The sequence below is a fragment of the Micromonospora marina genome, from assembly GCF_900091565.1.
Lineage (GTDB): Bacteria > Actinomycetota > Actinomycetes > Mycobacteriales > Micromonosporaceae > Micromonospora > Micromonospora marina.
In genome coordinates this window covers 134,660-159,658 of record NZ_FMCV01000007.1, presented here as the reverse complement: position 1 = coordinate 159,658, position 24,999 = coordinate 134,660, and the positions used below count along the sequence as shown (strand labels likewise).

Annotated in this window: 27 protein-coding genes; 18 read left to right on the top strand and 9 right to left on the bottom strand. The window is 72.6% G+C overall.

The annotated features are described in order from the left end of the window. Positions 1-48: 48 nt before the first annotated feature. Complete coding sequence (locus GA0070215_RS11730; protein WP_026267956.1) at positions 49-558, top strand: hypothetical protein; 510 nt, start codon at positions 49-51, stop codon at positions 556-558. Between the two features lie 4 nt (positions 559-562). After that, entirely contained in the window at positions 563-1,123 is a 561-nt protein-coding gene (gene thpR, locus GA0070215_RS11725) for an RNA 2',3'-cyclic phosphodiesterase (RefSeq protein ID WP_091045128.1), read from the top strand. An 81-nt stretch (positions 1,124-1,204) separates the two neighbouring features. Here the strand turns inward: thpR and sepH are convergent, their stop codons facing one another. The 3 genes from sepH to GA0070215_RS11710 all read right to left on the bottom strand — a co-directional run bounded on the left by sepH (position 1,205) and on the right by GA0070215_RS11710 (position 4,993). Next, the gene (gene sepH, locus GA0070215_RS11720; protein WP_091045125.1) at positions 1,205-2,284 is read right to left on the bottom strand and encodes a septation protein SepH; all 1,080 of its coding nucleotides are present in this window, start codon (positions 2,282-2,284) and stop codon (positions 1,205-1,207) included. 191 nt (positions 2,285-2,475) lie between these two features. Continuing rightward, the gene (gene serC / locus GA0070215_RS11715; RefSeq protein ID WP_018785710.1) at positions 2,476-3,603 is read right to left on the bottom strand and encodes a phosphoserine transaminase; all 1,128 of its coding nucleotides are present in this window, start codon (positions 3,601-3,603) and stop codon (positions 2,476-2,478) included. Between the two features lie 283 nt (positions 3,604-3,886). Then, positions 3,887-4,993: a citrate synthase 2 gene (locus GA0070215_RS11710; RefSeq protein WP_013283721.1), complete on the bottom strand. Its 1,107-nt coding sequence runs from the start codon at positions 4,991-4,993 to the stop codon at positions 3,887-3,889. 273 nt (positions 4,994-5,266) lie between these two features. On the opposite strand from GA0070215_RS11710, the gene pdxH reads away from it, so the two are divergent. The 7 genes from pdxH (at position 5,267) to GA0070215_RS11675 (ending at position 11,194) form a co-directional block, all read left to right on the top strand. Then, positions 5,267-5,896: a pyridoxamine 5'-phosphate oxidase gene (gene pdxH / locus GA0070215_RS11705; protein ID WP_018785711.1), complete on the top strand. Its 630-nt coding sequence runs from the start codon at positions 5,267-5,269 to the stop codon at positions 5,894-5,896. Further along, a complete protein-coding gene (locus tag GA0070215_RS11700) occupies positions 5,893-7,185 on the top strand; it encodes an MFS transporter (RefSeq protein WP_018785712.1) in 1,293 nt (430 codons plus the stop codon). Before pdxH ends, GA0070215_RS11700 begins: the two co-directional genes overlap by 4 nt. Before the next feature lie 15 nt (positions 7,186-7,200). Beyond that, a complete protein-coding gene (locus GA0070215_RS11695) occupies positions 7,201-8,127 on the top strand; it encodes an aldose 1-epimerase family protein (RefSeq protein WP_091045122.1) in 927 nt (308 codons plus the stop codon). A 2-nt stretch (positions 8,128-8,129) separates the two neighbouring features. Further along, on the top strand, positions 8,130-8,732 hold the full coding sequence (locus tag GA0070215_RS11690) for a nitroreductase family protein (protein ID WP_026267958.1): 603 nt from the start codon (positions 8,130-8,132) through the stop codon (positions 8,730-8,732). 53 nt (positions 8,733-8,785) lie between these two features. Next, on the top strand, positions 8,786-9,091 hold the full coding sequence (locus GA0070215_RS11685; RefSeq protein ID WP_013283726.1) for a type II toxin-antitoxin system VapB family antitoxin: 306 nt from the start codon (positions 8,786-8,788) through the stop codon (positions 9,089-9,091). 31 nt (positions 9,092-9,122) lie between these two features. Continuing rightward, positions 9,123-10,283, top strand: a complete 1,161-nt coding sequence (locus GA0070215_RS11680; protein WP_091045119.1) for an acyl-CoA dehydrogenase family protein — start codon at positions 9,123-9,125, stop codon at positions 10,281-10,283. Between the two features lie 134 nt (positions 10,284-10,417). After that, positions 10,418-11,194 carry a DUF4230 domain-containing protein gene (locus GA0070215_RS11675; RefSeq protein ID WP_018785716.1) on the top strand — a complete coding sequence of 259 codons (777 nt, stop codon included), beginning with the start codon at positions 10,418-10,420 and terminating at the stop codon, positions 11,192-11,194. An 80-nt stretch (positions 11,195-11,274) separates the two neighbouring features. On the opposite strand, the gene GA0070215_RS11670 is transcribed toward GA0070215_RS11675, so the two are convergent. Next, complete coding sequence (locus GA0070215_RS11670; protein WP_026267959.1) at positions 11,275-11,478, bottom strand: PspC domain-containing protein; 204 nt, start codon at positions 11,476-11,478, stop codon at positions 11,275-11,277. 729 nt (positions 11,479-12,207) lie between these two features. On the opposite strand from GA0070215_RS11670, the gene GA0070215_RS11665 reads away from it, so the two are divergent. The 6 genes from GA0070215_RS11665 (at position 12,208) to GA0070215_RS11640 (ending at position 20,838) form a co-directional block, all read left to right on the top strand. Further along, a complete protein-coding gene (locus GA0070215_RS11665) occupies positions 12,208-13,578 on the top strand; it encodes an L-serine ammonia-lyase (protein ID WP_091045116.1) in 1,371 nt (456 codons plus the stop codon). 65 nt (positions 13,579-13,643) lie between these two features. Then, positions 13,644-14,471 (top strand): ABC transporter permease, encoded by an 828-nt coding sequence (locus GA0070215_RS11660; RefSeq protein ID WP_018785719.1) that lies wholly within the window; start codon positions 13,644-13,646, stop codon positions 14,469-14,471. Next, a complete protein-coding gene (locus GA0070215_RS11655; RefSeq protein ID WP_091045113.1) occupies positions 14,472-15,215 on the top strand; it encodes an ABC transporter ATP-binding protein in 744 nt (247 codons plus the stop codon). Further along, positions 15,212-17,167: a DUF5941 domain-containing protein gene (locus GA0070215_RS11650; protein WP_377467913.1), complete on the top strand. Its 1,956-nt coding sequence runs from the start codon at positions 15,212-15,214 to the stop codon at positions 17,165-17,167. Before GA0070215_RS11655 ends, GA0070215_RS11650 begins: the two co-directional genes overlap by 4 nt. A 16-nt stretch (positions 17,168-17,183) precedes the next feature. Beyond that, entirely contained in the window at positions 17,184-19,367 is a 2,184-nt protein-coding gene (locus GA0070215_RS11645; RefSeq protein WP_091045110.1) for a bifunctional glycosyltransferase/CDP-glycerol:glycerophosphate glycerophosphotransferase, read from the top strand. A gap of 157 nt (positions 19,368-19,524) precedes the next feature. Beyond that, the gene (locus GA0070215_RS11640) at positions 19,525-20,838 is read left to right on the top strand and encodes an ABC transporter ATP-binding protein (RefSeq protein ID WP_091045237.1); all 1,314 of its coding nucleotides are present in this window, start codon (positions 19,525-19,527) and stop codon (positions 20,836-20,838) included. 47 nt (positions 20,839-20,885) lie between these two features. Here the strand turns inward: GA0070215_RS11640 and GA0070215_RS11635 are convergent, their stop codons facing one another. Together GA0070215_RS11635 and GA0070215_RS11630 are read right to left on the bottom strand one after the other, a co-directional pair. Then, the gene (locus GA0070215_RS11635) at positions 20,886-21,233 is read right to left on the bottom strand and encodes a hypothetical protein (protein WP_091045107.1); all 348 of its coding nucleotides are present in this window, start codon (positions 21,231-21,233) and stop codon (positions 20,886-20,888) included. After that, entirely contained in the window at positions 21,230-21,478 is a 249-nt protein-coding gene (locus tag GA0070215_RS11630) for a hypothetical protein (RefSeq protein ID WP_091045102.1), read from the bottom strand. The genes GA0070215_RS11635 and GA0070215_RS11630 overlap by 4 nt, the downstream gene beginning before the upstream one ends. 157 nt (positions 21,479-21,635) lie before the next feature. Here GA0070215_RS11630 and GA0070215_RS11625 point away from each other — a divergent pair, with 157 nt between their 5' ends. From GA0070215_RS11625 to GA0070215_RS11615, 3 genes are read left to right on the top strand one after another with little or no spacing between them, the layout of a single operon-like run. After that, positions 21,636-22,436 (top strand): helix-turn-helix domain-containing protein, encoded by an 801-nt coding sequence (locus tag GA0070215_RS11625; protein WP_091045234.1) that lies wholly within the window; start codon positions 21,636-21,638, stop codon positions 22,434-22,436. Continuing rightward, the gene (locus tag GA0070215_RS11620) at positions 22,427-22,615 is read left to right on the top strand and encodes a DUF397 domain-containing protein (RefSeq protein ID WP_091045098.1); all 189 of its coding nucleotides are present in this window, start codon (positions 22,427-22,429) and stop codon (positions 22,613-22,615) included. Before GA0070215_RS11625 ends, GA0070215_RS11620 begins: the two co-directional genes overlap by 10 nt. Further along, positions 22,612-23,523: an aminoglycoside phosphotransferase family protein gene (locus tag GA0070215_RS11615; protein WP_091045095.1), complete on the top strand. Its 912-nt coding sequence runs from the start codon at positions 22,612-22,614 to the stop codon at positions 23,521-23,523. Before GA0070215_RS11620 ends, GA0070215_RS11615 begins: the two co-directional genes overlap by 4 nt. Before the next feature lie 12 nt (positions 23,524-23,535). On the opposite strand, the gene GA0070215_RS27995 is transcribed toward GA0070215_RS11615, so the two are convergent. Genes GA0070215_RS27995 through GA0070215_RS29000 form a run of 3 tightly spaced genes read right to left on the bottom strand, consistent with a single transcriptional unit; the run spans position 23,536 to position 24,979 of the window. Then, positions 23,536-23,916: a nuclear transport factor 2 family protein gene (locus tag GA0070215_RS27995; protein ID WP_141708186.1), complete on the bottom strand. Its 381-nt coding sequence runs from the start codon at positions 23,914-23,916 to the stop codon at positions 23,536-23,538. Positions 23,917-23,949: 33 nt separating this feature from the next. After that, positions 23,950-24,648 carry a nucleoside/nucleotide kinase family protein gene (locus GA0070215_RS27990; RefSeq protein WP_141708185.1) on the bottom strand — a complete coding sequence of 233 codons (699 nt, stop codon included), beginning with the start codon at positions 24,646-24,648 and terminating at the stop codon, positions 23,950-23,952. 10 nt (positions 24,649-24,658) lie between these two features. Continuing rightward, complete coding sequence (locus GA0070215_RS29000; RefSeq protein WP_244166963.1) at positions 24,659-24,979, bottom strand: hypothetical protein; 321 nt, start codon at positions 24,977-24,979, stop codon at positions 24,659-24,661. Between the last annotated feature and the right edge of the window lie 20 nt (positions 24,980-24,999).

The following is a 24,999-nucleotide window of genomic DNA, read 5'->3' as shown; positions in this document are numbered from 1 at the left end:
TTACCCAAACGGGTGGCGGGCCGGTGCGGCAGGGCTTAGCGTCGATGTGTGGAAGTGGGGCAAGGGCTGCTGCTGGCGCTGGCGATCCTCGCTGTCTGCTGCCTGCCCGCCCTGTTCGCGCTGCTGTTCTGCGCCGACGAGATCATCGACCGGGTCGCCTGTGGGTGGGCCGAGTGGCGGGAGCAGAGCCGGGAACGCCGTACCATCGCCCGGCTCGACCGGGCCATCGAGGCCGAGGCGCTCACCCGCGACATCGACCTCACCGAGTTCGACAAGGACGGCCGCCGCCCGCTGGAACAGCTCGCCACCGACCTGCGCCGGCTCGGCGGCCACCGGCTCGCCGCCGCCGACCGTAGCGTGGTGTGGCACGGCGCGGTCATCGAGGCGTACGACGAACGGCTGCGCGCCGCCTGCCACGCGCTCGGCATCGCCGAACACCTGGCCGAGCTGGACGGCGTCGACCGGGAGATCGAACGGGTACGCGTCGAAGGGCTGCTGCACGCCGCCGGGCTGACCCTGCCGGCCGCCCGCGCCGCGCACCACCAGCGGCACCCCTGACCGGGTGCGCCTCTTCGCGGCGATCTACCCGCCTGCCGTGGCGGTCGCGGACCTGACCGCCCGGATCAAGGGCCTGCGGGTCGCCGCCGCCCGCCACGCCCGGCTCGCCGACCCGGCGAATCTGCACCTCACGCTCGCCTTCCTCGGCGAGGTGCCGGACGGCCGGCTTCCCGATGTGGAGCACGCGCTCGCCTCGGCCGCCCGGACCGCTCGTGCCCCGCTGCTGCGCCTCGCCGGTGGCGGCAGCTTCGGTCCGGGCCGGTCCACGGTGCTCTGGGCCGACGTGCGCGGCGAGGTCGATGCGCTCGACGCGCTCGCCCGGTCGATCCGCGGCGGGCTGCGCGAGGCCGGGCTGCCCTGCGACGACAAGCCGTTCCGCGCGCACCTGACCATCGCCCGCCCCGGCGACCGGGTGCCCGAGGCCGACATCCGCTCGGACGTGCACACGCTGCACGGCTACGCCGGGCCGCAGTGGACGGCCGGCGAGTTGCTCCTGGTCCGCAGCCACCTGGGCGGTACGCCGCGCCACACCCGCATCGCCGCCTGGCGGCTGGCTGGGCGTTAAGAAGGGGCCCCTCCTCTACCGGAGGCGTTAAGAAGGGGCCCTTCCTTACACCTTGTCGACGAGCCAGGGTGGAGCGATGGATCAGGATGATTCGCGGGCCGCCGGGCCGGTGCCGAACAGCACGTCGTCCCAGCTCGGCAGCCGCTTGCGCGGCTTGCCACCGGCCTCGGCGGACTCGGCGGCCGCACCGCCGGTCGCCGCCGCCGGGCCGGTGCGGCGGGGCCGCAGCACGGCCAGCGAGGGTACGGCCGGGATCTCCTTCGGCGCGTCCGAGTCGTCGTCGAAGGCCGAACCCTGCCCACCACCGAGCAGCGCGGCGGCACCACCGGCGACGGCCCGCTGACGGGGCGCGTCCTGCGCGGCCGGGGAACGGGTGTCGAGACCACGCCCGGACGCGCCGCCGAGCGGACGGTCCAGTGAGGCGAGCAGCGCGTCCCGGCCGGCGCGGATCGGGTCACGCCCCGGACGGGCGTGCTCGGCCGCGGCCGGCAGGCCGTGCCCACCCCGGCTCGGCTCGCCGCGTGACGGACCGGGCAGCGCGTGGCCGCCCCGCTCCGGCGCCGGCTCCTGGCCGAGGATCGGCGTGGGCCGCTCGGCGCAGAGGTATTGCGCCATGTCGTCGTGCGGGGCGACGTGCTGCCGGGTCTTGTCCAGATCCCACACCGCCTGGGCGGTGGCCTTGCCGGACGGCCAGGTCGCGATGATCCGCCAGGTGCCGTCGTCGCGGCGGTAGGCGTCCCACGAGATCTTCTCGGTGTCGATGCCGTGCTGGGCCAGCCGGCCGTTGACGACCTCGGCCAGCGGGGTCGGCCGCTCCGCGCCCTTGAGCCGGGTGCGGCGGGCGTGCTGGGCGAGCATGGCCCGCTCCTGGAGCACCGGCCCGGCGTAGCGCAACACCCGGTCGACCGGCACTCCGGCGATGCGGGCGACGTCCTCCGCGGACTCGCCGGAGCGGATCCGGGCCTGGATGTCACGTGGGGACAGCGACGGCGTCGGGTCGGTGGCGCTCGGCACCACCGCGAGCGGCGGGGTGCCGGGCTCGGCGTGCAGCGCTGACGCGATCCGCTCGTCGATGGGCAGCGCCAGCAGGCGCCCCACCTCGTCGGCGAGCACCAAGGCCTGGCCGTCCTCGGAGAGGGCGACGAAGCGTACTGGGCGCATGGGCTTGCCTCCGTCCCGCTTCGCTGGCCGTCACGCCACGGGAGCCGGCCACCCGGGCGTCTCGCACCACCGTACGCTCATCTACCCGCCGATGGGGACTGCGACACCCCGGCATGTCGTGACTGAGCTGCGGTAATGATCACGGTGGGTGGCCGCCGGAGCCCCGACGGCCACGCACCGTGACCACGTGATCAGAGTCGCTCGACCACGTAGTCGATGGACGCGGTGAGCGCCTCGACGTCGGCCGGCTCGACGGCCGGGAACAGCGCCATCCGCAGCTGGTTGCGGCCCAGCTTGCGGTACGGCTCGGTGTCGACGATGCCGTTGGCGCGCAGCGCCTTGGCGATCGCCGTGGCGTCCACCCCGTCGGCGAAGTCGACGGTGGCGACCACGTTGGACCGCAGCGCCGGGTCCGACACGAACGGCGTGGCGAACGACGAGCGCTCGGCCCAGCCGTACACGATGCCGGCGCTCTCGGCGGTGCGCTTGGCCGCCCAGGCCAGCCCGCCCTGGGAGTTCATCCAGTCGGTCTGCTCGGCGGCCAGGAAGATGGTCGCCAGCGCCGGGGTGTTGTACGTCTGCTCCAGCCGCGAGTTGTCGATCGCGGTGACCAGGTCGAGGAAGGCCGGGATGTAGCGGCCCGACTCCTTGACCTCGGTCGCCCGGGCCAGCGCGGCCGGCGACATCAGGGCCAGCCAGAGCCCGCCGTCGGAGCCGAAGCACTTCTGCGGGGCGAAGTAGTAGACATCGGTCTGGGCGACGTCCACGTCCAGCCCGCCCGCCCCGGAGGTGGCGTCGACCAGCAGCAGCGAGCCCTCGTCGGCGCCCGCCACCCGGCTGATCGGCACCGCGACGCCGGTGGAGGTCTCGTTGTGCGGGGTGGCGTAGACGTCCACGCCGGCCTCGGCCACGAGCGCCGGGGCGCTGCCCGCGTCGGACTTGCGCACTGTCGGCTCACCGAGGAACGGCGCGTCGGAGACCGACTTGGCGAACTTGGCGCCGAACTCGCCGAAGCTGGCGAACTGGGCCCGGTCGCGGATCAGGCCGAATGTGGCGACCTCCCAGAACGCGGTGGTGCCGCCGTTGCCGAGCACCACCTCGTACCCCTCGGGCAGGGAGAAGAACTCGGCCAGGCCGCGGCGCAGCCGGGCCACCTGGTCGCGGACCGTCTTCTGCCGGTGCGACGTGCCCAGGTAGCTGGTGGCGACGTCGGAGAGGGCGGAGACCGCGGCCGGACGGACCTTGGACGGGCCGCAGCCGAAACGTCCGTCGGCGGGCTTGAGGTCGTCGGGAATCCGGATGGTCGGTGCGTCAGCCACGGTTCTCAAGATCCTTCCGCATGGGCGAGGGCGGGCCCTTCGTGCGGGTTCGGACCGGTGGCCGGGCGTGCGCCGGGCGCACGAGGCGGCCGGGGTCCGAGCCCGGCCGGCAGCGCTGCCGGCCTTCATCCTCGCACCCGGGCGGGCCGGACCGGCGGCTGGTCCCACGGTCGGCGCTGAGTCGTGCGCCACAGCGGCGCGGCACCTCGTGGGCACGGAGGCGGGCGTTAAGAAGGGGCCCCGCCTCTACCGGAGGCGTTAAGCGGGGCCCCTTCCTTACACCTCAGACGCCGTGTGGGATGGCGTCCCAGCCCTCGACCTGCTGCGGCTTGCGCGGGCCGTGGCCGACGTACGTGGCCGACGGCCGGACCAGCCGCTGGAGCTTCTTCTGCTCCAGGATGTGCGCCGACCAGCCGCCCATCCGGGCGCAGGTGAACATCGAGGTGAACATGTGCGCCGGCACCTCGGCGAAGTCCAGCACCACGGCCGACCAGAACTCGACGTTCGTGGCGAGGACGCGGTCCGGGCGGCGGGCCTGCAGCTCGGCCAGCGCGGCCTTCTCCAGCGCCTCGGCGACCTCGAAGCGGGGCGCGCCCAGCTCCTTGGCGGTACGCCGCAGCACGCGGGCGCGCGGGTCCTCGGCCCGGTAGACCCGGTGGCCGAAGCCCATCAGGCGCTCGCCCCGGTCGAGGACGCCCTTGACGTACCCGTCGGCGTCGCCGCTGCGCTCGACCGCCTCCAGCATGCTGAGCACCCGGGACGGGGCGCCGCCGTGCAGCGGGCCGGAGAGCGCGCCGATGCCGGAGGAGATGCAGGCCGCGGCGTCCGCGCCGGTGGAGGCGACGATCCGGGCGGTGAAGGTGGAGGCGTTCAGGCCGTGCTCGGCGGCCGAGATGAAGTACGCGTCGACGGCCTTGACGTGGCGCGGGTCGGGCTCACCGCGCCAGCGCTTCATGAACCGCTCGACGATGGTCTCCGCCTTGTCGATCTCCTTCTGCGGCACGGCCGGCAGGCCGAGGCCGCGCGCCGACTGGGCGACGAAGGACAGCGCGGTGACCGACACCCGGGCAAGGTCCTCGCGGGCCTGCTCGTCGGAGATGTCGAGGAGCTGGTTGAGCCCCCAGTACGGGGCGAGCATGGCGACCGCGGACTGCACGTCGACGCGGATGTCACCGGAGTGCACCGGCACCGGGAACGGCTCGGCCGGCGGCAGGCCCGGGCCGAACCGGCCGTCCACCAGCAGCGCCCAGACGTTGCCGAACGAGACCTGGCCGATCAGGTCCTCGATGTCCACGCCCCGGTAGCGCAGTGATCCCCCCGCGCGGTCGGGTTCGGCGATCTCGGTCTCGAAGGCTACGACGCCCTCCAGCCCCGGTTTGAAATCGGACATGTCGTCTCCTGGCTTCGGCTCGGCGCGCCCGGGCGGGCTGATCGAGCCCCGCAGCTCAGGCGACCCTTCAGGGATGTGGTTCGGAACATCTTGCCCGGTGGATAACGCGCTGCGCGACCCACAGCCACTGTGCGCCACGCGACATCCCCGCCGGTGGACGCCCGTTCGGGGAGGAGAAGACTGGGTACCGGGGCCTGGCCAGCGTCGGGGGACGCCGGCACGCCCGGGAGAGGGACTAGCACAGTGACAGGCGACACACCCGGCCCGGCCGGCATGCGTAACGAGTACGCGGCCGACCTGGGCCTGACCGAGACGGACCTGGCGCCGGACTGGCACACCCAGTTCGCCCGCTGGTTCGCCGACGCGGTGGCCCATCCGCTGCCGGAGCCGAACGCGATGGTGCTCGGCACGGCCGACGCCCGGGGCCGGCCCAGCGGGCGCACGGTGCTGCTCAAGGGGTACGACCCGGAGGGCTTCGTCTTCTTCACCAACCACGGCTCGCGCAAGGGTGCCGAGGTGACCGGGAACCCGTGGGCCAGCCTGGTGTTCCCCTGGTTCCCGATGCAGCGGCAGGTGATCGTGACCGGCCGGGTCGAGCAGGTGGACCGGGCCGAGACCGAGACGTACTTCGCGAGCCGGCCGCGCGGCTCGCAGCTCGGGGCGTGGGCCAGCGCCCAGTCGACGGTGGTGCCGGACCGGACCGTGCTCGACGCGGCGTACCGGGCGGCGGCCGAGCGGTTCGCCGACGTGGACCCGATCCCCGCGCCGCCGTACTGGGGCGGGTTCCGGGTCCGTCCCGAGACTGTCGAGTTCTGGCAGGGCCGGGCCAGCCGGCTGCACGACCGGCTGCGTTTCCGGCGTACCGGGGACGGGGTCTTCGTCGTCGAGCGGCTCGCACCGTGACCGACGTCACTTCGGCCCGGCGGCGGGGCGCACGCCGCTGGGCGATCGACCTGCGTCCGCTGCGCGTGCCCGCGTACCGGCGGGTCTGGACCGGCAACGCGATCGCCATGTTCGGGTTCCAGTTCACCGCCGTGGCGGTGCCGGTGGAGATGTTCGACCTGACCGGCGGCTCGCTCTGGGTCGGTCTGCTCGGCATCGCCGGGTTCGTACCGCTGCTGATCTTCGGGTTGTGGGGCGGCGCGGTGGCCGACGCACGGGACCGCCGCCGGGTGCTGCTGGTCGGCGGCGCCGTGCTCTGGGCCGCCACGCTCGGGCTGCTGGTGCAGTCGCTGGCCGGGGCGCGCAGCCCGCTGCTGCTCCTGCTGCTCGTCGGCCTCCAGGCGACCGCCTTCGCGATCACCTCGCCGGCCCGCAGCGCGATCCTGCCCCGGCTGGTGCCCGCCGAGCTGGTCCCGGCGGCCACCACGCTGAACTTCACCACGTTCACCGCCGCCGCCGTCTTCGGCCCGCTCGCCGCCGGGCTGATCTTCGCCGCCTGGCCGGTCGGGGTGGCGCTGCCCATCGCGTACGCGGCGGACGCGCTGCTGTTCACCGCGTCGCTCTGGGCCACGCTGCGCCTACCGGCGATGCCGCCCGCGCCGGACCCGGACGGCGGTGTCCGCAAGGCCGGGCTGGCCAGCATCGTCGACGGCTTCCGCTACCTGGCCACCACCCGGGTGCTGCTGCTCTCGTTCGCCATCGACCTGATCGCGATGATCCTGGCCATGCCGCGGGCGCTGTTCCCCGAGCTGGCGCAGGAACGCTTCGGCGGCGCCTCGGCGGTGGGCTGGCTCTACAGCTCCATCGCCATCGGCGCGATGCTCGGCGGCCTGACCTCCGGGTGGATCGGCCGGGTCCGCCGGCAGGGCCTCGCGCTCACCGTGGCGGTGGTCGGCTGGGGTGTGGCGATCGCGCTCGCCGGGCTGGCCGGGCAGCTGTGGGTGGCGGTGGTGCTGCTGGGTGTCGCCGGTGCGGCGGACCTGGTCAGCGCCACGCTGCGACAGTCGATGCTGCTCGTCTACGCGCCGGACCGGATGCGTGGCCGCCTCCAGGGTGTGAACACGGTAGTGGTCGCCGGTGGCCCGCGTCTGGGCGATCTGCGCGCCGGTGCGACGGCCGCCGGTTTCGGCACCGGCTTCGCCATGGTCGGTGGGGGTCTGGCCGCCGCCGTACTCGCGGTGCTGCTGGTGGTGGCGTTCCCGGCACTGTTGCGCTATCGCTCGACCACCCCCGCCGAGGAGCGCCGCTGACGGTAGGGTCGCCGAATGGGGATCGACGCGCAGCCACCGTCCGGTACACAGTGGACCATCGCGGCCGACGGCCACGAGGCCGTCGTGGTCGAGGTGGGCGGTGGGCTGCGGGCCTACCGCCACGACGGCGTGGACCACCTCGACGGGTACGCCGAGGACGAGGTCTGCCCCGGTTCGGCCGGGCAGGTGCTGGCGCCCTGGCCGAACCGCATCCGGGACGGGGTCTACACGGTCGGGGAGCGGTCGTTGCAGCTCGACCTCACCGAGCCGGAGCGGCACAACGCCCTGCACGGCCTGGTGAACTGGGTGCGGTGGCAGCCGGTCGAGCAGTCGGCGGACAGCGTGACCATCGGCTACGACCTGCCGCCGAGCCCCGGCTACCCGTGGGCGTTGCGGCTGCGGGCCCGGTGGAGCGTCGGCCCGGACGGCCTGCGGGCCGAGCACGAGGCGACGAACCTGTCCGACGAGCCGGCGCCGTTCGGCTTCTCCGTGCACCCCTACCTGCGACTGCCGAAGGTCGGCGTGGACGAGCTGCGGTTGCACGTACCGGCCCGGCGGCGGGTGCTGGTGGACAGCCGCATGCTGCCGGTCGCCGCCGCCGAGGTGAGCGGCTCCGAGTTCGACTTCACCAGCCCGCGACCGATCGGCGACCTGGTGCTCGACACCGCGTTCGGTGACGTCGAGCGGGACGCCGACGGCGGCTCGGCGGTGGTGCTCAGCGCGCCGGACGGCTCGTCCGGGCTGCGGATCTGGGCGGACCGCGAGTTCGGCTGGTGGCAGGTGTTCACCGGCGACACCCTCGGCGGGGAACGGCACCGCCGGTCCGTGGCGGTGGAGCCGATGACCTGCCCGCCCGACGCGTTCCGCTCCGGCAAGGACCTGATCGTGCTGGGGCCGGGGCAGACGTGGCGGGGCGCCTGGGGCGTCCGCCCGGAGGTCTGAGCGTGGAGTTCGCCGAGGTCGTCCGGCGTCGCCGGATGGTGCGCAACTACGACCCCGGCCGGCCGGTGCCGCCGGAGGTGGTGGATCGGCTGCTGGACCATGCCGTCCGGGCCCCGTCGGCGGGGTTCTCGCAGGGCTGGGGCTTCCTGGTGCTGGAGGAGCCCGAGGACCGGGAACGGTTCTGGGCCGCGACCACGCCTGCCGGCGGTGGCCGGGAGCGCTGGCTGGCCGGGATGCGCCGGGCGCCGCTGATCGTGGTGCCGCACGCCAACCGGGACGCCTACCTCGACCGCTACGCCGAGGCGGACAAGGGCTGGTCGGACCGCGCCGAGGGCCGCTGGCCGGTGCCCTACTGGTACGTGGACACCGGTTTCGCGGCGCTGCTGATGCTGCTCACCGCCGTCGACGAAGGGCTTGGCGCCTGCTTCTTCGGCATCCCGCCGCAGCGCATCGGGGCGTACCGGGAGGCGTTCGGGGTACCGCCGGAACTGCACCCGATCGGTGCGATCACAGTAGGTTACCGAGCCGTCGACCATCGGTCACCGTCGCTGCGTCGAGGGCGGCGACCGGTGCAGGATGTGGTGCGGCGGGGACGGTGGACCTGAGCGGTTAGGCTGACATCCACATTGTCAGCCTGGCCTGGGGAGGAGAGCACGCCGTGATCTTCAGGGCGGTCCGGGACGGGCGTCCCTACCCGGAGCACAACCTCACGCTGAAGCAGTGGGCCGAGATCCCGCCGCGCCCGCTGCGGCTCGACCAGCTCATCACCACCAAGCGTGAACTGGCGCTGGACAAGCTGCTCGCGGAGGACTCCACCTTCTACGGCGACCTCTTCCCGCACGTGGTCCAGTGGAACGGCGGCCTCTACCTGGAGGACGGCCTGCACCGGGCACTGCGGGCGGCCCTCCAGCAGCGCAACCAGATCCACGCGCGGGTGCTCGTGCTCGGTGACCAGGGCGAGTGACGCCTCCTTGAGCCTTGGTTAAGGTGACGCCATGACTCCTCTCGACCTGCTCGACATCGATGCGTCGCTCAGCGACGAGGAGCGGCAGATCCGCACCGTCGTGCGCCGGCTGGTGACCGACCGGGTACGCCCGCACGTCGCCGGCTGGTACGAGGACGGCCAGGTTCCGGCCCGCGAACTCGCAGCTGAGTTCGGCAAGCTCGGCCTGCTCGGCATGCACCTGACCGGGTACGGCTGCGCCGGCGCGTCAGCGGTCGCGTACGGGCTGGCCTGCCTCGAACTGGAGGCCGGCGACTCCGGCGTCCGGTCGCTGGTGTCGGTGCAGGGGTCGCTCGCCATGTACGCCATCTGGCGCTACGGCAGCGAGGAGCAGAAGCAGCGCTGGCTGCCCGCGATGGCGGCCGGCGAGGCGATCGGCTGCTTCGGGCTCACCGAACCCGACCACGGCTCCGACCCCGCCTCGATGACCACCCGGGCCCGCCGCGACGGCGACGACTGGATCCTCAACGGCAGCAAGCTGTGGATCACCAACGCGCCGATCGCCGACGTGGGCGTGATCTGGGCACGTACCGACGAAGGGGTGCGCGGCTTCGCCGTACCGATGGACACGCCGGGGGTGACGGCGCGCGAGATCCGGCACAAGATGTCGCTGCGCGCGTCGGTGACCGGTGAGGTCGCGCTCGACGACGTCCGGCTGCCGGCTGACGCGCGACTGCCCGAGGCGATCGGGCTCAAGGCGCCGCTGGGGTGCCTGACCGAGGCCCGGCACGGCATCGTCTGGGGCGCCCTCGGCGCGGCCCGCGACTGCCTGGAGACGGCCCTGGAGTACGCGACCACGCGCACCCAGTTCGGCCGCCCGCTCGCCGGTTTCCAGCTCACCCAGGCCAAACTCGCCGACATGGCGGTGGAGTGGAACAAGGGCATGCTGCTCGCGCTGCACCTGGGCCGCCTCGCCGACGCGGGCACGCTGCGGCCCGACCAGGTGAGCGTGGGCAAGCTGAACAACGTCCGGGAAGCGCTCGCCATCGCCCGGCAGTGCCGAACGATCCTCGGCGCCAACGGCGTCTCGGGCGAGTACCCGGTGATGCGGCACGCCAACAACCTGGAGAGCGTACTCACCTACGAGGGCACCTCCGAGATCCACCAGCTCGTCATCGGCCAGCGGCTGACCGGCGTCTCCGCGTTCGCCTGAACCCGCGGTTTCACCCGATGCGGTCGCTCGGCGGGCGACTGTCGCACACTGGCCGTACCGTCATTGTCAGTCGATGTGTCGGCTGAGGATCGATGTGTCGGACGAGGACCTGTCGGACGAGGACGGTGAGGGCGATGGCCCGCGACGGTGACATCAACGAGCCCACCCGGGAGTTTCCGGACTACCCCACCAGCGAGTCCCTTCGTGACCGGGCGGAGGGCTCGCCCGGCCACGACCGCGAGTACGCCCCCGGTGCTCCGGGCACGGGCGGCGGCCCGGCCCGCGGCCTGCTCTGGGTGCTCGGCGCGGCGGCGCTGGCCGTGGTGGTGCTGCTCGGCGTGCAGGCCACCGGTCTGCTGCCCGACTTCCGTAACCCGTTCGCCAAGGAGCAGACCGACCGTAGCCAGCCGCCGCTGCTCAAGTCGATCCGGGACCTGAGCCGTTACGTCGCCGCCGAGGGCAACTTCCAGGTGGTGGTCGACGTGCAGAACGACAGGCGCAACGTGCCCGACTTCCTGCTCAACGAGCGCACGCTGTTCGTCGGGGCGGGCCGGGTCGAGGCGTACGTGGACTTCACGAAGATCGCCGACGGTGCCGTCGTGGTCTCCGAGGACGGCAAGTCCGCCGAGATCAAGCTGCCCGCGCCGCAGCTCGGCGAGACCGACCTGGACATGGACAAGAGCTACGTGTTCGCCGAGCAGCGCGGCCTGATCAACCGGCTCAACGACCTGATCGCGAGCGATCCCAACCGGCAGCAGCAGATCTACAAGCTCGCCGAGGACCGGATCACCACCGCCGCCCGGGACAGCGGCCTCACCACCCGCGCGGAGGAGAACACCCGCAAGATGCTCGAAGGGCTGCTGCGTTCCCTCGGGTACGAGAAGGTGACAGTGACCTACACCGCACCCTGACCCTCATGCGTCGCGCGCCCGCCCCGGCGGTCCGGGGCGGGCGCGTTCGCGTGTGTACCGGCGTCCCGGCTCGTGTCGCGTCAGCGGGTGGCGAGGTAACGGTCCTCGTTCGGCATCAGGATCCACAGGACCAGGTAGACGATCACCTGCGTGCCGGGCAGCAGCAGCGACAGCAGGAACAGCAGCCGGACCATCCCGGCCGACATGCCGAACCGCTGCCCCAGGCCGGCGCAGACACCGGCGATCATGCGCCCCTGACGGGGCCGGACCAGTTTGCGACTCATCGTCGTCTCCCACTTCTGCGGCGATCCGCCGCGCTGATTCCACGGTAGAGAGGGGTACGCACCGTGCCCTCAGCCCCGAGGAGGATCGGCGACCCGGGCACCCGTAGGTGCTTACCCCGGACCGCCCCCACCGACGCGTTCTCACGTATGGCCGCAGAAGCCCCGCCCGGCCGTCGCCTGATCGCCCCCACGATCCCCCGGCTCCGGCTCCGGCTCCGGCTCCGGCTTCCCCGCCCGGCCACCTTCGCCCCGCGCTCCGAGGCCCCGCCCGTGCTTCGAGCCCTCCCGCCCTCGCCCGTGTTCCCGCTCCCGCCCTCGCCCCCGGGGCCTCGCCCGCGCGGTTGTGGGGCGCGTGTGTCCGTGTGGGCACTCGCTCGACGGGCTGCTGCATCGGGCGGCTCACCATTCGGGACTGGCGTTCTGGGGGCCGGGAGCCGGGCGCCGGGCGCCGGGCGCCGGGCGCCGGGAGCGGCAGGGCTGGAAAAGCGCCGATCGTGGAGTTGTGGCGGTTCATCTATGCCGCGAAAAAAACAGGGTATTCCGGGGGCGGGGGTGGCGCGGGCCGGGGCGGGCATGTGGCGGAGCGGGGGCGGGTATTCACGGGGCGAGGTAGGCTCGCCGGTCGGGCGCCCCCACCCCGGGCGTCGGCCGTCTACCCGCCCGGCGGGCGCGGCACCCATGCACCGGCTCGGATCCGCACAACGGGGACGACGGCGAGGAAAGCAGCCAATGATCAGTGTTTTCGATCTTTTCAGTGTCGGTATCGGGCCGTCCAGCTCGCACACCGTCGGGCCGATGCGGGCCGCCCGTACGTTCGTGGCGGGTCTGAAGGCCGACGGGCAGCTCGCCGACGTGGCGCGGGTACGGGTGGAGCTGTTCGGTTCGCTCGGCGCGACCGGGCACGGGCACGGCAGTGACCGGGCGGTGCTGCTGGGGCTGGAGGGTGAGGTTCCGGAGAGGGTCGACACCGACTCGGTCGGGCCGCGTGTGGAGCGCATCCGCACCCGGCGGCGGCTCGACCTGTTCGGCAGCCAGGGGATCGACTTCGACCCGGACGCCGATCTGGTGCTGCACCGCCGGCGCTCGTTGCCGTACCACCCGAACGGGATGACGTTCTCGGCGTACGACGCGGCCGGGAACGAGGTGCGGGCGCGCACGTACTACTCGGTCGGCGGTGGGTTCGTGGTGGACGAGGCGGCCGCCGGGGCGGACCGGATCAAGGCGGACACCACCCGGGTACGGCACCCGTTCCTGACCGGCGCGGAACTGCTGACTGTCACCTCCGGCACCGGCCTGTCGATCAGCGAGGTGATGCTCGCCAACGAACTGTCCTGGCGCAGCGAGGCGGACGTCCGGGCGGGGCTGCTGGAGATCTGGCGGGTGATGCGCGAGTGCGTGGAGAACGGCTGCACCCGTGACGGCGTACTCCCGGGCGGGTTGAAGGTCCGGCGGCGCGCGGCGGAGTTGCGGCGCAGTCTGGAGGCGGAGACCGGCAGTCAGGATCCGCTGCGCGCGATGGACTGGGTGACGCTGTTCGCGCTGGCGGTCAACGAGGAGAACGCGGCCGGCGGGCGGGTGGTGACCGCGCCGACGAACGGCGCGGCCGGGATCATTCCGGCCGTCCTGCACTACTACACCCGGTTCGTGCCGGGCGCGTCCGAGGAGGGCGTGGTCCGGTTCCTGCTGGCGGCGGGCGCGATCGGCGTGTTGTTCAAGGAGAACGCGTCGATCTCCGGTGCCGAGGTGGGCTGCCAGGGCGAGGTGGGTTCGGCGTGCTCGATGGCGGCGGCCGGGCTGGCCGAGGCGCTCGGCGGTACGCCGGAGCAGGTGGAGAACGCGGCCGAGATCGGCATGGAGCACAACCTGGGGCTGACCTGCGACCCGGTGGGTGGCCTGGTGCAGATCCCGTGCATCGAGCGTAACGCGGTGGCGAGCATCAAGGCGATCACCGCGGCTCGGCTGGCGTTGCGGGGCGACGGGGTGCACGCCGTGTCGCTGGACAAGGTCATCAAGACCATGCGGGAGACCGGCGCGGACATGAAGGTCAAGTACAAGGAGACCGCGCGCGGCGGGCTCGCCGTCAACGTCATCGAGTGCTGACTCCGTTGGGGTGATCCGGGGCGGAGGGCCGTCGCGCCGGCACGAGCAGGCGCGACGATGGTGCGGTGACGTCAGGCGTCGCGGCGCTCTGGTCCGCCCGCACCTCGCTGCGCATCCTGGTCCGCCGGGATCTCGCGGTGAAGTACCAGCAGTCGGTGCTGGGCTACTTCTGGTCGCTGATCGAGCCGCTCGGCATGGGCCTGATTTACTGGTTCGTCTTCGGCGTGCTCTACTCCGGCGCGACCCGCCGGCACCTGGGTGAGGCGGCCGGGTCGTACCCGCTGTTCCTGATCACCGGGATCTTCGCCTGGATGTGGGCGAGTTCGGCGCTGACCGAGGCGGCGAACGCGCTCACCGGGCAGTCGCGGCTGATCACCACGATGAACCTGCCCCGGCCGATCTTCCCGATCGGGCGGGTCACCGGCCGGTTCGCCGAGTACCTGGCCGGGCTGCCGATCCTGGCCGCCGTCGCGGCGCTCTACGCGAGCCAGGGGAAGATCCGCCCCGGCTGGAGCCTGCTCGCGCTGCCGCTCGCGGTGGCGGTGCAGTTCGTGCTGCTGGTGGGCCTGGCGCTGCTGCTGTCGGCGGGCAACGTGCTGATGCGCGACATCGAGCGCACGATGCGGCTGATCATCCGGCTGCTGTTCTACGCGACCCCGATCATCTATCCGCTCGACCTGGTGCGGGAGTCGGGCATGCCGGGCTGGCTCAAGCTCGGGTACGAGCTGAATCCGCTGGTCGGGATCTTCCAGCTGCACCACGCGGTCTGGTACCCGGACGAGTTCCCCGATGCCCGGCTGCTCACCGTCACGGTGTCCGGCAGCGTGCTGGTGCTGGCGTTCGGCTGGTGGGCGTTCCACCGCCTCGAACCGGCAGTGCTGAAGGAACTCTGAATGGCGCCGATCATCGAGGCGGACGGGCTCGGCATCCGGTTCGTCCGCAACCGGCGACGTCAGCTGCGGCTGCGGGAGCTGATCGTGCACCGGGGCGCCCGCGACCCGGACGCGGGCCGGTTCTGGCCGTTGCGCGACCTGTCGTTCCGGATCGAGCCGGGCGAGACGGTGGGCGTGGTGGGGCGCAACGGCACCGGCAAGAGCACGCTGCTGCGGCTGATCGCCGGTGTGCTCATCCCGGACGAGGGCTCGATCCGGGTGCGCGGCCGGGTGGCGCCGCTGCTCGAACTGTCCGCCGGGTTCTCCGGTGACCTGACCGGCCGGGAGAACCTGTACCTGGTGGGCGGGCTGCACGGGCTCTCGTCGGGGTACCTGCGGGAGCACTTCGACGAGATCGTCTCGTTCGCCGGTGAGCAGGTGGAACGCGCGATCGACACGTCGGTGCGGCACTACTCGTCGGGGATGAAGGTGCGGCTCGGCTTCGCGGTGATCGCGCACCTGCCGCATCCGGTACTGCTTGTGGACGAGGTGACAGCGGTCGGGGACGCGGAGTTCCGGGCGAAGTGCTATGCGACCATCGAGCGACTTCTCGCGGAAGGGCGCACGCTGGTGCTGGTGTCACACAACGACAAGGACCTCACCCGGTTCTGCCGTCGGGGGCTCTACCTCGACGCCGGACGGCTGATCGTCGACGGGACGATCGACGAGGCGCTGGCCGCCTACGCCGACGCGGCGAAGCGGTGACGCTCGCGATCGTGCTCGCCGCCGACCCGGCGGCGAGCCGGCTCACCGGGCCGCCGGGCCGCCCGTCCGAGCCGATGACGGGCCGTCCCGACGGGGAATCGCTCACCGAACGCCTGGCCGCGCAGTGGCGCCGGGCCGGGGCGGACGACGTGCGTATCGCCGCCGACCTGACCGAGCTGGCCGACCTGGTGGCCGACGCTACCGGGCCGGTGCTGGTCAGCGGCGCGGATCTGGTGGCGCACATGGCCGTACTCAGGCATCTCGCGACCAGCCCGGTGGGGCCGACGGTGGCGCTTGTGCTCACCGATCCGCCCGCTCCCGGGCAGGCCACCGTGCGCGAGGAACGCGGGCAGGTGGTCGAGGTCGGCGCCGCCGACGCGAGCGGCGTGTTCGGCGGCGCGCTGCGGGTGGGCGCGGCCGACCTGCCGGCGCTGGCCGACGCCGCCCGCCACGCCGCAGACGGCGGGCCGCTGGGCGCGGTGGACCGGCTCGTGGCCGGCCTCGCCGCCCGGGGCGCGCTGATCTTCGCCCATCGGGTACGTCTGCTCGTGGCGCACCGGGTCGGCGACGAGGCGCAGCGGCGGGCGGCCGAGACGGCGGTGGCCGCTGTGGACGAGGACCGGGCCGAGTTGAAGCTGTCGGTGAAGGAGCGGGACGACTTCTTCACCACGTTCTTCGTCAGCACCTGGTCGCCGTACGTCACCAAGGCGGCGGCCCGGATCGGGATCGGCCCGACCGGTGTCACCATGGTCTCGGTGGCGTTCGCGGTGGCCGCGGCGGTGCTGTTCGGCACCGGTGGGCGGCCCGCGCTGGTGGCCGGCGCGGTCCTGCTCTACCTGGGGTTCGTGCTGGACTGCGTGGACGGGCAGCTCGCCCGCTACACCCGGCACTTCAGTGCCTGGGGCGGCTGGCTGGACACGATGGCCGACCGGTTCAAGGAGTACGTGGTCTACGCCGGTCTCGGCTTCGGGGCCACGCATGCCGGGTTCCGGTACGGCTGGGCGCTGGCGCTGGCCGCGATGACGTTGCAGACGGTGCGGCACATGACCGACACCTGGTACGGCGCGCTGCACGACGAGGCGGCCCGGCGGCCGAAGGTGGTGACCGCCGACGCGGGCGGGATCGGCGGGAAGCTGAACGCCGCCTCGACGCGGGTGCAGGCGGACACCGGCTCGGTGTCGTACTGGTTGAAGCGCACGGTGGTGTTCCCGATCGGTGAGCGGTGGGCGCTGATCGCGATCGCCGCCGCGCTGTTCGGGCCGCTGGTGGCGCTGTGCGCGGTGCTGGTCTGGGGGACGCTGGCGTTCGCGTACACCCTGGGGTTGCGGACCCTGCGGGCGCGGTGGATGCGGGTGCCGGTGCTGACCACTGTGGATGCTGCTCTGCACCGCGACGACGGCCTGCTGGTGCGGACGCTGCAGTCGATGCGCAGGCCGTTGCCGGTGGCGCTGGTGGCCGTGCTGGGTGCGGCGGCGCTGCTGGGCTGGGCGCTGTGGGCGGTGCACGGCGGGCGCGACGTGCCCGGCTGGGGGGTGGTTCTCGCACTGGTGCTGCTGGCGGGCGCGGGTTCGCGGGCGCCGCACGGCGGGTCGCTGGACTGGCTGGTGCCGGCTGCGTTGCGGGCGGCCGAGTACCTGTTCGCGATCGCGGTCGGGGTGGCGGGCCGGGCACCGGCCTGGCTGATCTTCGGGTACGTCCTGGTGCTGACGCTGCACCACTACGACCTGACGGCCCGGCTGGAGAAGCGGCAGTCGGCGCCGCCGCTGCACGCGGCCACGCTGGGCTGGCTGGGGCGCTCCGTGCTGCTGGCAGCCGCGGCAACTACCGGAACTGTGAGCTTCGTTCTGGCTACAATGACTGCGTACCTTTTCGTGGTTTTTGTCGCGAGCGTGGTCCTCGCCTGGGTGGTCCTGCCTGCCCGCGCCCGTGGGGGTGTGCGCTCGCCGGGCTGACGGAGGGCGGTCCGGGGTGACCTTGATCAGCTTCGTCGTGCCGGCCTTCAAGGTGCAGGGCTACCTGCGGGAATGTCTCGACTCGATCCTCGACCAGCCGTTCGGCGACATCGAGGTGATCGGCGTCGACGACGCCTCTCCCGACGACAGCGGCGAGATCCTGGCCGAGTACGCGCTCCGCGACCCCCGGGTCCGCCCGGTGCGCCTCGCCGAGAACGCCGGGCTCGGTCCGGCCCGCAACATCGGGCTGGACCGGGCCGTCGGCGAGTACGTGTGGTTCGTCGACGGGGACGACTGGCTGGTGCCCGGCTGCCTCCCGCACGTCGCCGACCGGCTCCGCGACACCGCGCCGGACGTGCTGCTCGTGGACCACGTCCGGGCGCACTGGAACAACATCGGCACCCGCAGCGCGATGCGCGACGTGTTCCCGGTCCCGCCGGGCGCGACGACGTTCGCGCTGCGGGACCGGCCGGAGACGCTGAAGCTGCTGCACACCGCGTGGAACCGGGTGGTGCGCCGGGAGTTCCTGCTCGAACACGGGCTGCGCTTCGAGCCGGGCTGGTACGAGGACGTGTCGTTCAGCTACCCGGCGCTCATGGCGGCCGGGCGGATCGGCGTACTCGACCGGATCTGCCTGAACTACCGGCAGCGCCGCACCGGCGCGATCACGAAGACCCGGGGGGACCGGCACTTCGAGGTCTTCGCGCAGTGGCACCGGGTGTTCGGGCTGATGGACCGCTGGCAGGTGACCGGGCTGCGGCCGGCGGTCTTCGAGCGGATGATCTGGCACTACCTGACCGTGCTCGGCAACGGCGCCCGGATCGCCCCCGAACTGCGGGCGCCGTTCTTCGCCCAGATGCACGCCGACTACGTGCGCTTCCTGCCGCCCGAGGGCTACCCCGTCCCGCCCGGCCCGGAAGGGCTCAAGCACCGGCTGGTGGCGGCCGGGCGCTGGCGGACGTTCAGCGCGTTGCGCGAGGCGCACCAGGCGGGGGAGACGGCCCGGCGGACCGCCCGGCGGGCCCGGCGACAGGTCACGCCGGTGGTGCGGCGTACCGCCCGGCGGGCGCGTGACCTGGCGTTCGGCGAGTACTACCGGGCCGAGTCGCACCGGCCGATCGACCCGACGCTCGCCGTGTACGCGGCCTACTGGTACCGGGGCTACTCGTGCAACCCGGCGGCGATCTACGAGGCGGCCCGCCGGCTCGCGCCGCAGGTGCGCGGCGTGTGGATCGTCCGCCGCGACCGGGTGGCCACGTTGCCGCCGGGCGTCGAGTACGTGGTGGCCGGCACCCGCGAGTACCACCGCGTCCTGGCCCGCGCCCGGTGGCTGGTAAACAACGTCAACTTCCCGGACTTCGTCCGCAAGCGTCCGGGCTCGGTGCACGTGCAGACCCACCACGGCACGCCGGTGAAGGTGATGGGGCTGGACCAGCAGCGCTACCCGGTGGGCGCGACGGGGATGGACTTCGCCGGCCTGCTGCGGCGGGTGGACCGGTGGGACTACAGCATCACCTCGAACAGCTTCTCCACGCAGATGTGGGAGCGGGCGTACCCGGCGGACTACACCACGCTGGAGGTCGGCTACCCGCGCAACGACCGCCTGGCGCTGGCCACCGCCGAGGACCGCGGCCAGGTCCGTGCCGCGCTGGGCATCGCACCCGACGAGTACGTGATGCTCTACGCGCCGACGCACCGGGAGCACCTGCCCGGGTGGCGGCCACCGTTCGACCCGGACCGGATGCTCGACGTTCTCGGGCCACGGGGCCGGCTGCTGATGCGCAGCCACTACTTCCACGACCGGGAGCGGCATCCTCGGGGGCCGGCGTCGGACGGCGTGCTGGACGTGAGCGCGTACGACCGGGTGGAGGACCTCTACCTGGCGGCGGACGTGCTGGTCACCGACTATTCCTCGGCGATGTTCGACTATGCCGTGCTGGACCGGCCGATAGTGGTCTACGCGCCGGACTGGGACGCCTACCGGGTGGCCCGTGGCGTCTACTTCGACCTGCCGGCCGAGCCGCCGGGTGCGGTGGCGCGGGACTTCCCCGGGCTGCTCGACGTGTTCCGTTCCGGCGCGGTCGACGACGAGGCGGCCGGGCGGGCCCGGACGGCGTTCCGGGCGCGGTTCTGCGCCCTCGACGACGGGCACGCCGCGGAGCGCGTGGTCCGTCGCGTGTTTCTCGGCGAAACGCCATAAAAGGGGTTACCGGCAGGTCACTTGACGATAGCGGCCCGCGAAAACCGCTTAATAGGACTGTCACGAGCCGAACATGGCACGTTTACCCGATGTGCGGATCAGATGATCCTGGTCACAGTCATTCCCGGGTTTGGGGCGAAGAACTGGGGAGGTGACGGTGGCGACCGTCGCGCTCAAGGATGTCACCAAGGTGTTCCCGGACGGAACAGTCGCGGTCGACACCATCAATCTGGACGTCAACGACGGCGAGTTCATGGTGCTGCTCGGCCCGTCGGGCTGCGGGAAGTCGACGGTGCTGCGCATGGTCGCCGGGCTGGAGGACCCGTCCTCCGGCGCCATCATGCTCGGCGGTGAGCTGGCGAACGACCTGCCACCGCGCGACCGGAAGATCGCCATGGTCTTCCAGGACTTCGCGCTCTATCCGCACATGACGGTCGGCGACAACATCGGCTTCCCGCTGCGCCTGAGCGGCGTCGAGCCCGGCCCGCGCGGCGAGCGGATCCAGGACGTGGCGAGCGCGCTCGGCATCGGCGACGTGCTCGCACGCAAGCCCGGCCAGCTCTCCGGCGGCCAGCGGCAGCGGGTCGCCATGGGGCGGGCGATAGTGCGCCGGCCCGGTCTGTTCCTGATGGACGAGCCGCTGTCGAACCTGGACAGCGGGCTGCGCGCCGAACTGCGGGCGGAGATCTCCGGCCTCACCCGCGAGCTGGGCGTCACCACCATCTACGTGACCCACGACCAGGCCGAGGCGCTGACCATGGCCGACCGGGTCGCCATCATGCGCAAGGGCGTGCTCCAGGACGTGGGCACCCCCACCCAGGTGTACGGCCGGCCGGCCACGCTCTACGTCGCCGCGTTCCTGGGCAGCCCCCGGATGAACCTGCTGGAGGCGTCGGTCTACGTCCACCTCGACCGCTACGTCGCGCTGAACCTCGGCGAGCAGGCGCTCTACCTGCCCTGGGACGACATCCGCAGCCGGGCCGTGGCGCACTACCACGGCGAGCGGATCGTGGTCGGCATGCGCGCCGAAGCGCTCACCCCGGTCGCGCCGGACACCGCCGGGGACGTGCTGCACGGGCGTATCCGCTACCTGGAGCACCACGGCCACGAGTCGCTCGCGTTCCTCGACATCGGCGCCACCGCGATCGTCGTGGACGAGATGGGCACCCCGGTCGAGCGGGCCGCGCCGGGCCAGCGCGGCCTGCGCCGGTTCAACCAGGTGATGCAGCGGCTCACCGGCCGCGCGACGGAGTCGTCGGGCCCGGCCCTGGAGGTCGGCGGGGGCGGCGGCAACCGTACGAGCGTGCTGCCCGACCCGGGCCGCCACCACCGTCGTCCGGCGGAACTGGCGGTACGGCTCGCGCCGTACCCGCAGGTGTCGCCCGGTCACCCGCTCGCCGTGCAGGTAAGGATGGACGCGCTGCACTTCTTCGACGAGCGCGGCGACCGCATCGACGTCGGCTGGCGGTGAAAGAAGGGGCACCCTATTAACGCCTCCGGTAGAGGAAGGGCCCCTTATTAACAATCACCGCCCGGTGGGACGGGCGGGTGACGGCGGTACGGGCCCCAGCCGACGAAGCGGGCGAACATGTCCGCGGGGGCGGGCGCGTCGTTCGGGTTGAGCCGGTAGAGGTCGCGCGTGGCCTCGTACAGCAGCCCGCACAGGTAGATGGACAACCCGATCCGGTTGTCCTCGTACTCGCTGCGGAGCAGCAGCCGGGCCGTCGGGCACGGCCACGGCTGGCCGCAGGCCCGGCAGCACCACATCGGACGCAGCGGCGTGTGCGGGGTGGCGTGCAACGGGTACGGCCGGGGGCGGTCCGGCGTCGGCCCGTCCGGCGGCTGCCCGAGCTGGTGGCTGATCACCGGTGCTCGCCGGGCTGCTCCGGGGCGGTCCGGCCGCCGTCGCCCGCCCGCTGCTCCGGTACGGACCATCGGCCGCCGTTCGCCCGCCACTGCTGGGCCGGGGTGAGGTTGCCGACCCGGCCGGGGCTCATTGTCGGGAGTGGACGCGTGGGTTGCCGCATCCACTCCGGCAGGTTGTCGCCCCGTACCCGCTGGGGCAGTGTCGGTGCCGACGCACCCCGGCAGCGGAACCAGCGCAGTCGCACGGTGCAACTCCTTTCGGTAGCGGGAACCGGACGAATTCGGCTCCACTGCGTGACAGTTTCGTCACCACGCCGCTAGGGTCGGAAGGCGTTCCACCCCCACCTTCCTGGCCGTCCGACCGGCCGATTTCCGTGTGCAGCCGTGTGCAGAGGTGTGCAGATGATCCGTGTGCCGTTGTGGGAACTGTTCGCTGGTGAGCTGCGCCGGTTACGTACCGATGCGGGGTTGACCCAGGAGGCGTTGGGCGAGCGGGTGAGCTATTCGGCGTCGCTGGTGGCGGCCGTCGAGCAGTGCCGCCGGGCGCCGCGCGCCGAGTTCACCGAGCGCTGCGACGAGGTGCTGAACGGCGGCGGCCTGCTGGTGCGCATCCGTGATGCGCTGATGCAGGAGGCGCTGATGCCGTGGTTCCGCGAGTGGGTGAGCATCGAGCAGGAGGCTGCCTCACTGCGTAGCTTCGAGCCGCTTGTTGTTCCCGGGCTGTTGCAGACAGAGGGGTACGCCCGCGCGCTCTACGAGGGAGCCGCGCAGTTCGTCGGCGAGGCTGTCGAGCAGCAGGTGGCCGCCCGGCTGGCCCGGCAGGCGGTGCTGGACAGCCCCACGCCGCCGCAGCTCGTGGTGGTGCTCGACCACTCAGTGATGAGCCGCCCGGTCGGTGGGCCGAAGGTGATGCGGGAGCAGTTGGAGCACCTGATTGAGACGGCACGGCGGCCCCGGGTGCACCTGCACCTGGTGCCGGAGACGGTCGGTGCCTATCCGGGGCTCAACGGCGCGTTCGTGCTCGCCACCCCCGCCGACGGCGACGACGTGGGCTACCTCGATAACCAGTTGCACGGCACAATCGTGGAGCGGACGGTGGACGTAAACTCGCTGCGGCAGACCTGGGAGTCCGTCCGCGCGGAGGCGATGCCGCACGGGGCGACCCTGGCGGCGATCTCGGAGGCGGCGAAGCGATGGAGTTGACCGGCGCGATCTGGCGCAAGAGCACCCGCAGCAGCGGCAACGGCGGCAACTGCGTCGAGGTGGCGGACAACGTGCCCGGTGTGGTGGGGGTGCGGGACAGCAAGGACCGGCAGGGGCCGGTGCTGACGTTCACGCCGTCGAGCTGGGCGGCGTTCGTCGCGCACACCAAACGGGCGTGAGCGACGTACCGGATCTCGGTCCTCCGCCACGGCGCATCCCGGTCGACGCGGCGCAGGTGCGTCGTCTGGTCGCCGACCAGTTCCCGCACCTGGCCCGCCTCGGGATCGAACCGGTCGCCAACGGCGGCTGGGACAACTGGACCTTCCACCTCGGCCCCGAGCTGCTGGTGCGCCTGCCCAGCGCGGCCGAGTACGCCCTGGCCGTCGAGAAGGAACATCGCTGGCTCCCGGTCCTCGCCGCCCGGCTGCCGCTACCCGTTCCCGGCCCGGTGGCGAGGGGCGAGCCGGGTGCCGGCTACCCCTATCCGTGGTCGATCTACCGATGGCTCGACGGCGAGACCGCGCAGCCGGACCGCATCGCCGAACCGGTGCGATTCGCGCTCGACCTGGCCGGATTCCTCGCGGCCCTGCGGGACGTGGACGCCGCCGGCGGTCCGCAGCCGGGTGTCCACAACTGGTTCCGGGGCGGCACGCTGCGCACGTACGACAAGAAGGTCGAGCAGGCGCTCGTCGCGCTGGGCGGCCATGTCGACGCCGAGCTGGTACGCGAGATCTGGGCGCGGGCGGTGGGCGCCCGCTGGGACGGGGTGGACCGCTGGTTCCACGGCGACATCGCCCCGGGGAACCTGCTGCTCACGCACGGGCGGCTGGCGGCCGTCATCGACTTCGGGACGTGCGGCGTCGGTGACCCGGCCTGCGACCTGGCGATCGCCTGGACGTTGCTGACGGCTGAGGGGCGGGAGGCGTTCCGCGAGCGGCTGGCGGTGGACGACGCGACGTGGGCACGCGGACGTGGCTGGGCGCTCTGGAAGACGCTGTCCACCTACTCCCGCACCTTCGACGACCCCGAGGACGCGGAGGAATCGGCCGAGGCGCAACGCATTCTCGGGGAGATACTCGCCGGATAGGCGGCCGGTGTCTCACCCGGCGGCGGCCTGCTCTCCCGGCGCGAACGGCCACTCCTCGAACGACAGGCACCGGCCGTCCTCAGCGAACCGCATGATCCACAGGTCGCTCCACTCCTGGTGGACGGGGTCGCCGTACCGGACCCGCACCCGGGCCACCGCGGTGTCGCCGTCGACCGCGACGATCTCCGAGGTCATCTCGAAGACCTCGTCGGGTCCGTCGCGCTCGCTGTCCCACATGCGGGTGATGGCGGGCAGGCCGACGACCGGTTCCCGGTACGGCCCCTGGCGGTAGCTCGCGTCCGAGGTGAACATCGTGCCGAGCGCCGCCGTTCCCGGTGTGCGCCACGCCTGCTCGTACGCCGCGATCCAGGCGGCCACCCGATTCCTGTCCATGGTCGCCAGCCTGCCACCCACGTGCGCGCGGGTCTACCAGATCGGCCGCCGGGGATCGTCGTTGTGCACGATGATGTCGGCGTGCTCGGCCGGGCGGGCCGTGGCGACGTAGAGACGCTGGGCGGGCAGGTAACGCTCCCGCCAGCGCCGTTCGACGTCGGCCCGGGACGACACCCGGCGCTCGCGCACCACCGCACGATCCACGGTACGGTCCGGCGCGGTCGACACGAGCACGCGCAGCTCCCACCGATCGACCAGTTCCGGGCGCAGGAGGAACACACCGTCGACCACCAGCACGGCGTCGGCGGGGGCGGTGGCGAGCGGCGGGGACAGCACCGTATCCGTCGCGTGGTCGTAGACGGTGCAGCGGAAGCGTCGATCGCCGCCCGGCCCGAGCGGATCGAGCAGCACCCGGTTCAGCGTCCCGTGGTCGTGGGTGTCGGCGTAGCAGCCCTCGGCCGAGAACTCTCCGCGCCGGTAGCGCCGTTCCCGGGGGAAGAGGAAGTCGTCGACAGTCGCCCGGATGACGTACCGGCCACGGGCGCGCAGGACGGCGGCCAGCTCGTCGGCGAGCGTGGTCTTGCCGGCGGCGGGCGGCCCGTCGACGGCGACCCGGGTCGGGTGCGGCACGGCGACGGACCCGACCGCGTCGGCCAGGTGGGCGATCAGCCGATCTCGGCGGGGGTAATTGGATTGCCCCGGTGCCGGGGCGGGAGTTTGACTGCCGTCCATGCCGTCTCCCTCACCGGTCTTCGTCGCGGGTACCGGCCGCTCGGGCACGTCGCGGATCGCCGACATCATCGGCCAGCATCCGCTGATCCACCGGATCCCGATGGAGACCAAGTTCCTCGTCGAACCCGGTGGCCTGCGGGACCTGGCCGACGCGCTCACCCACCGGTACGACCCCGTCGTCGGTGAGGACGCCCTGCACCGGCTGAGCGACTTCCTCACCGTACGCGTGCCCGGCCGCCGTGACGACCGCGGCAAGACCGTGCCCGAGTTGGTCGACGAGCGGCGCTACCGGGACGCCGTACACCAGCTCTGGCCGCAGGTGATCGCGCACGCCTTCGAGGAGCCCGTGCC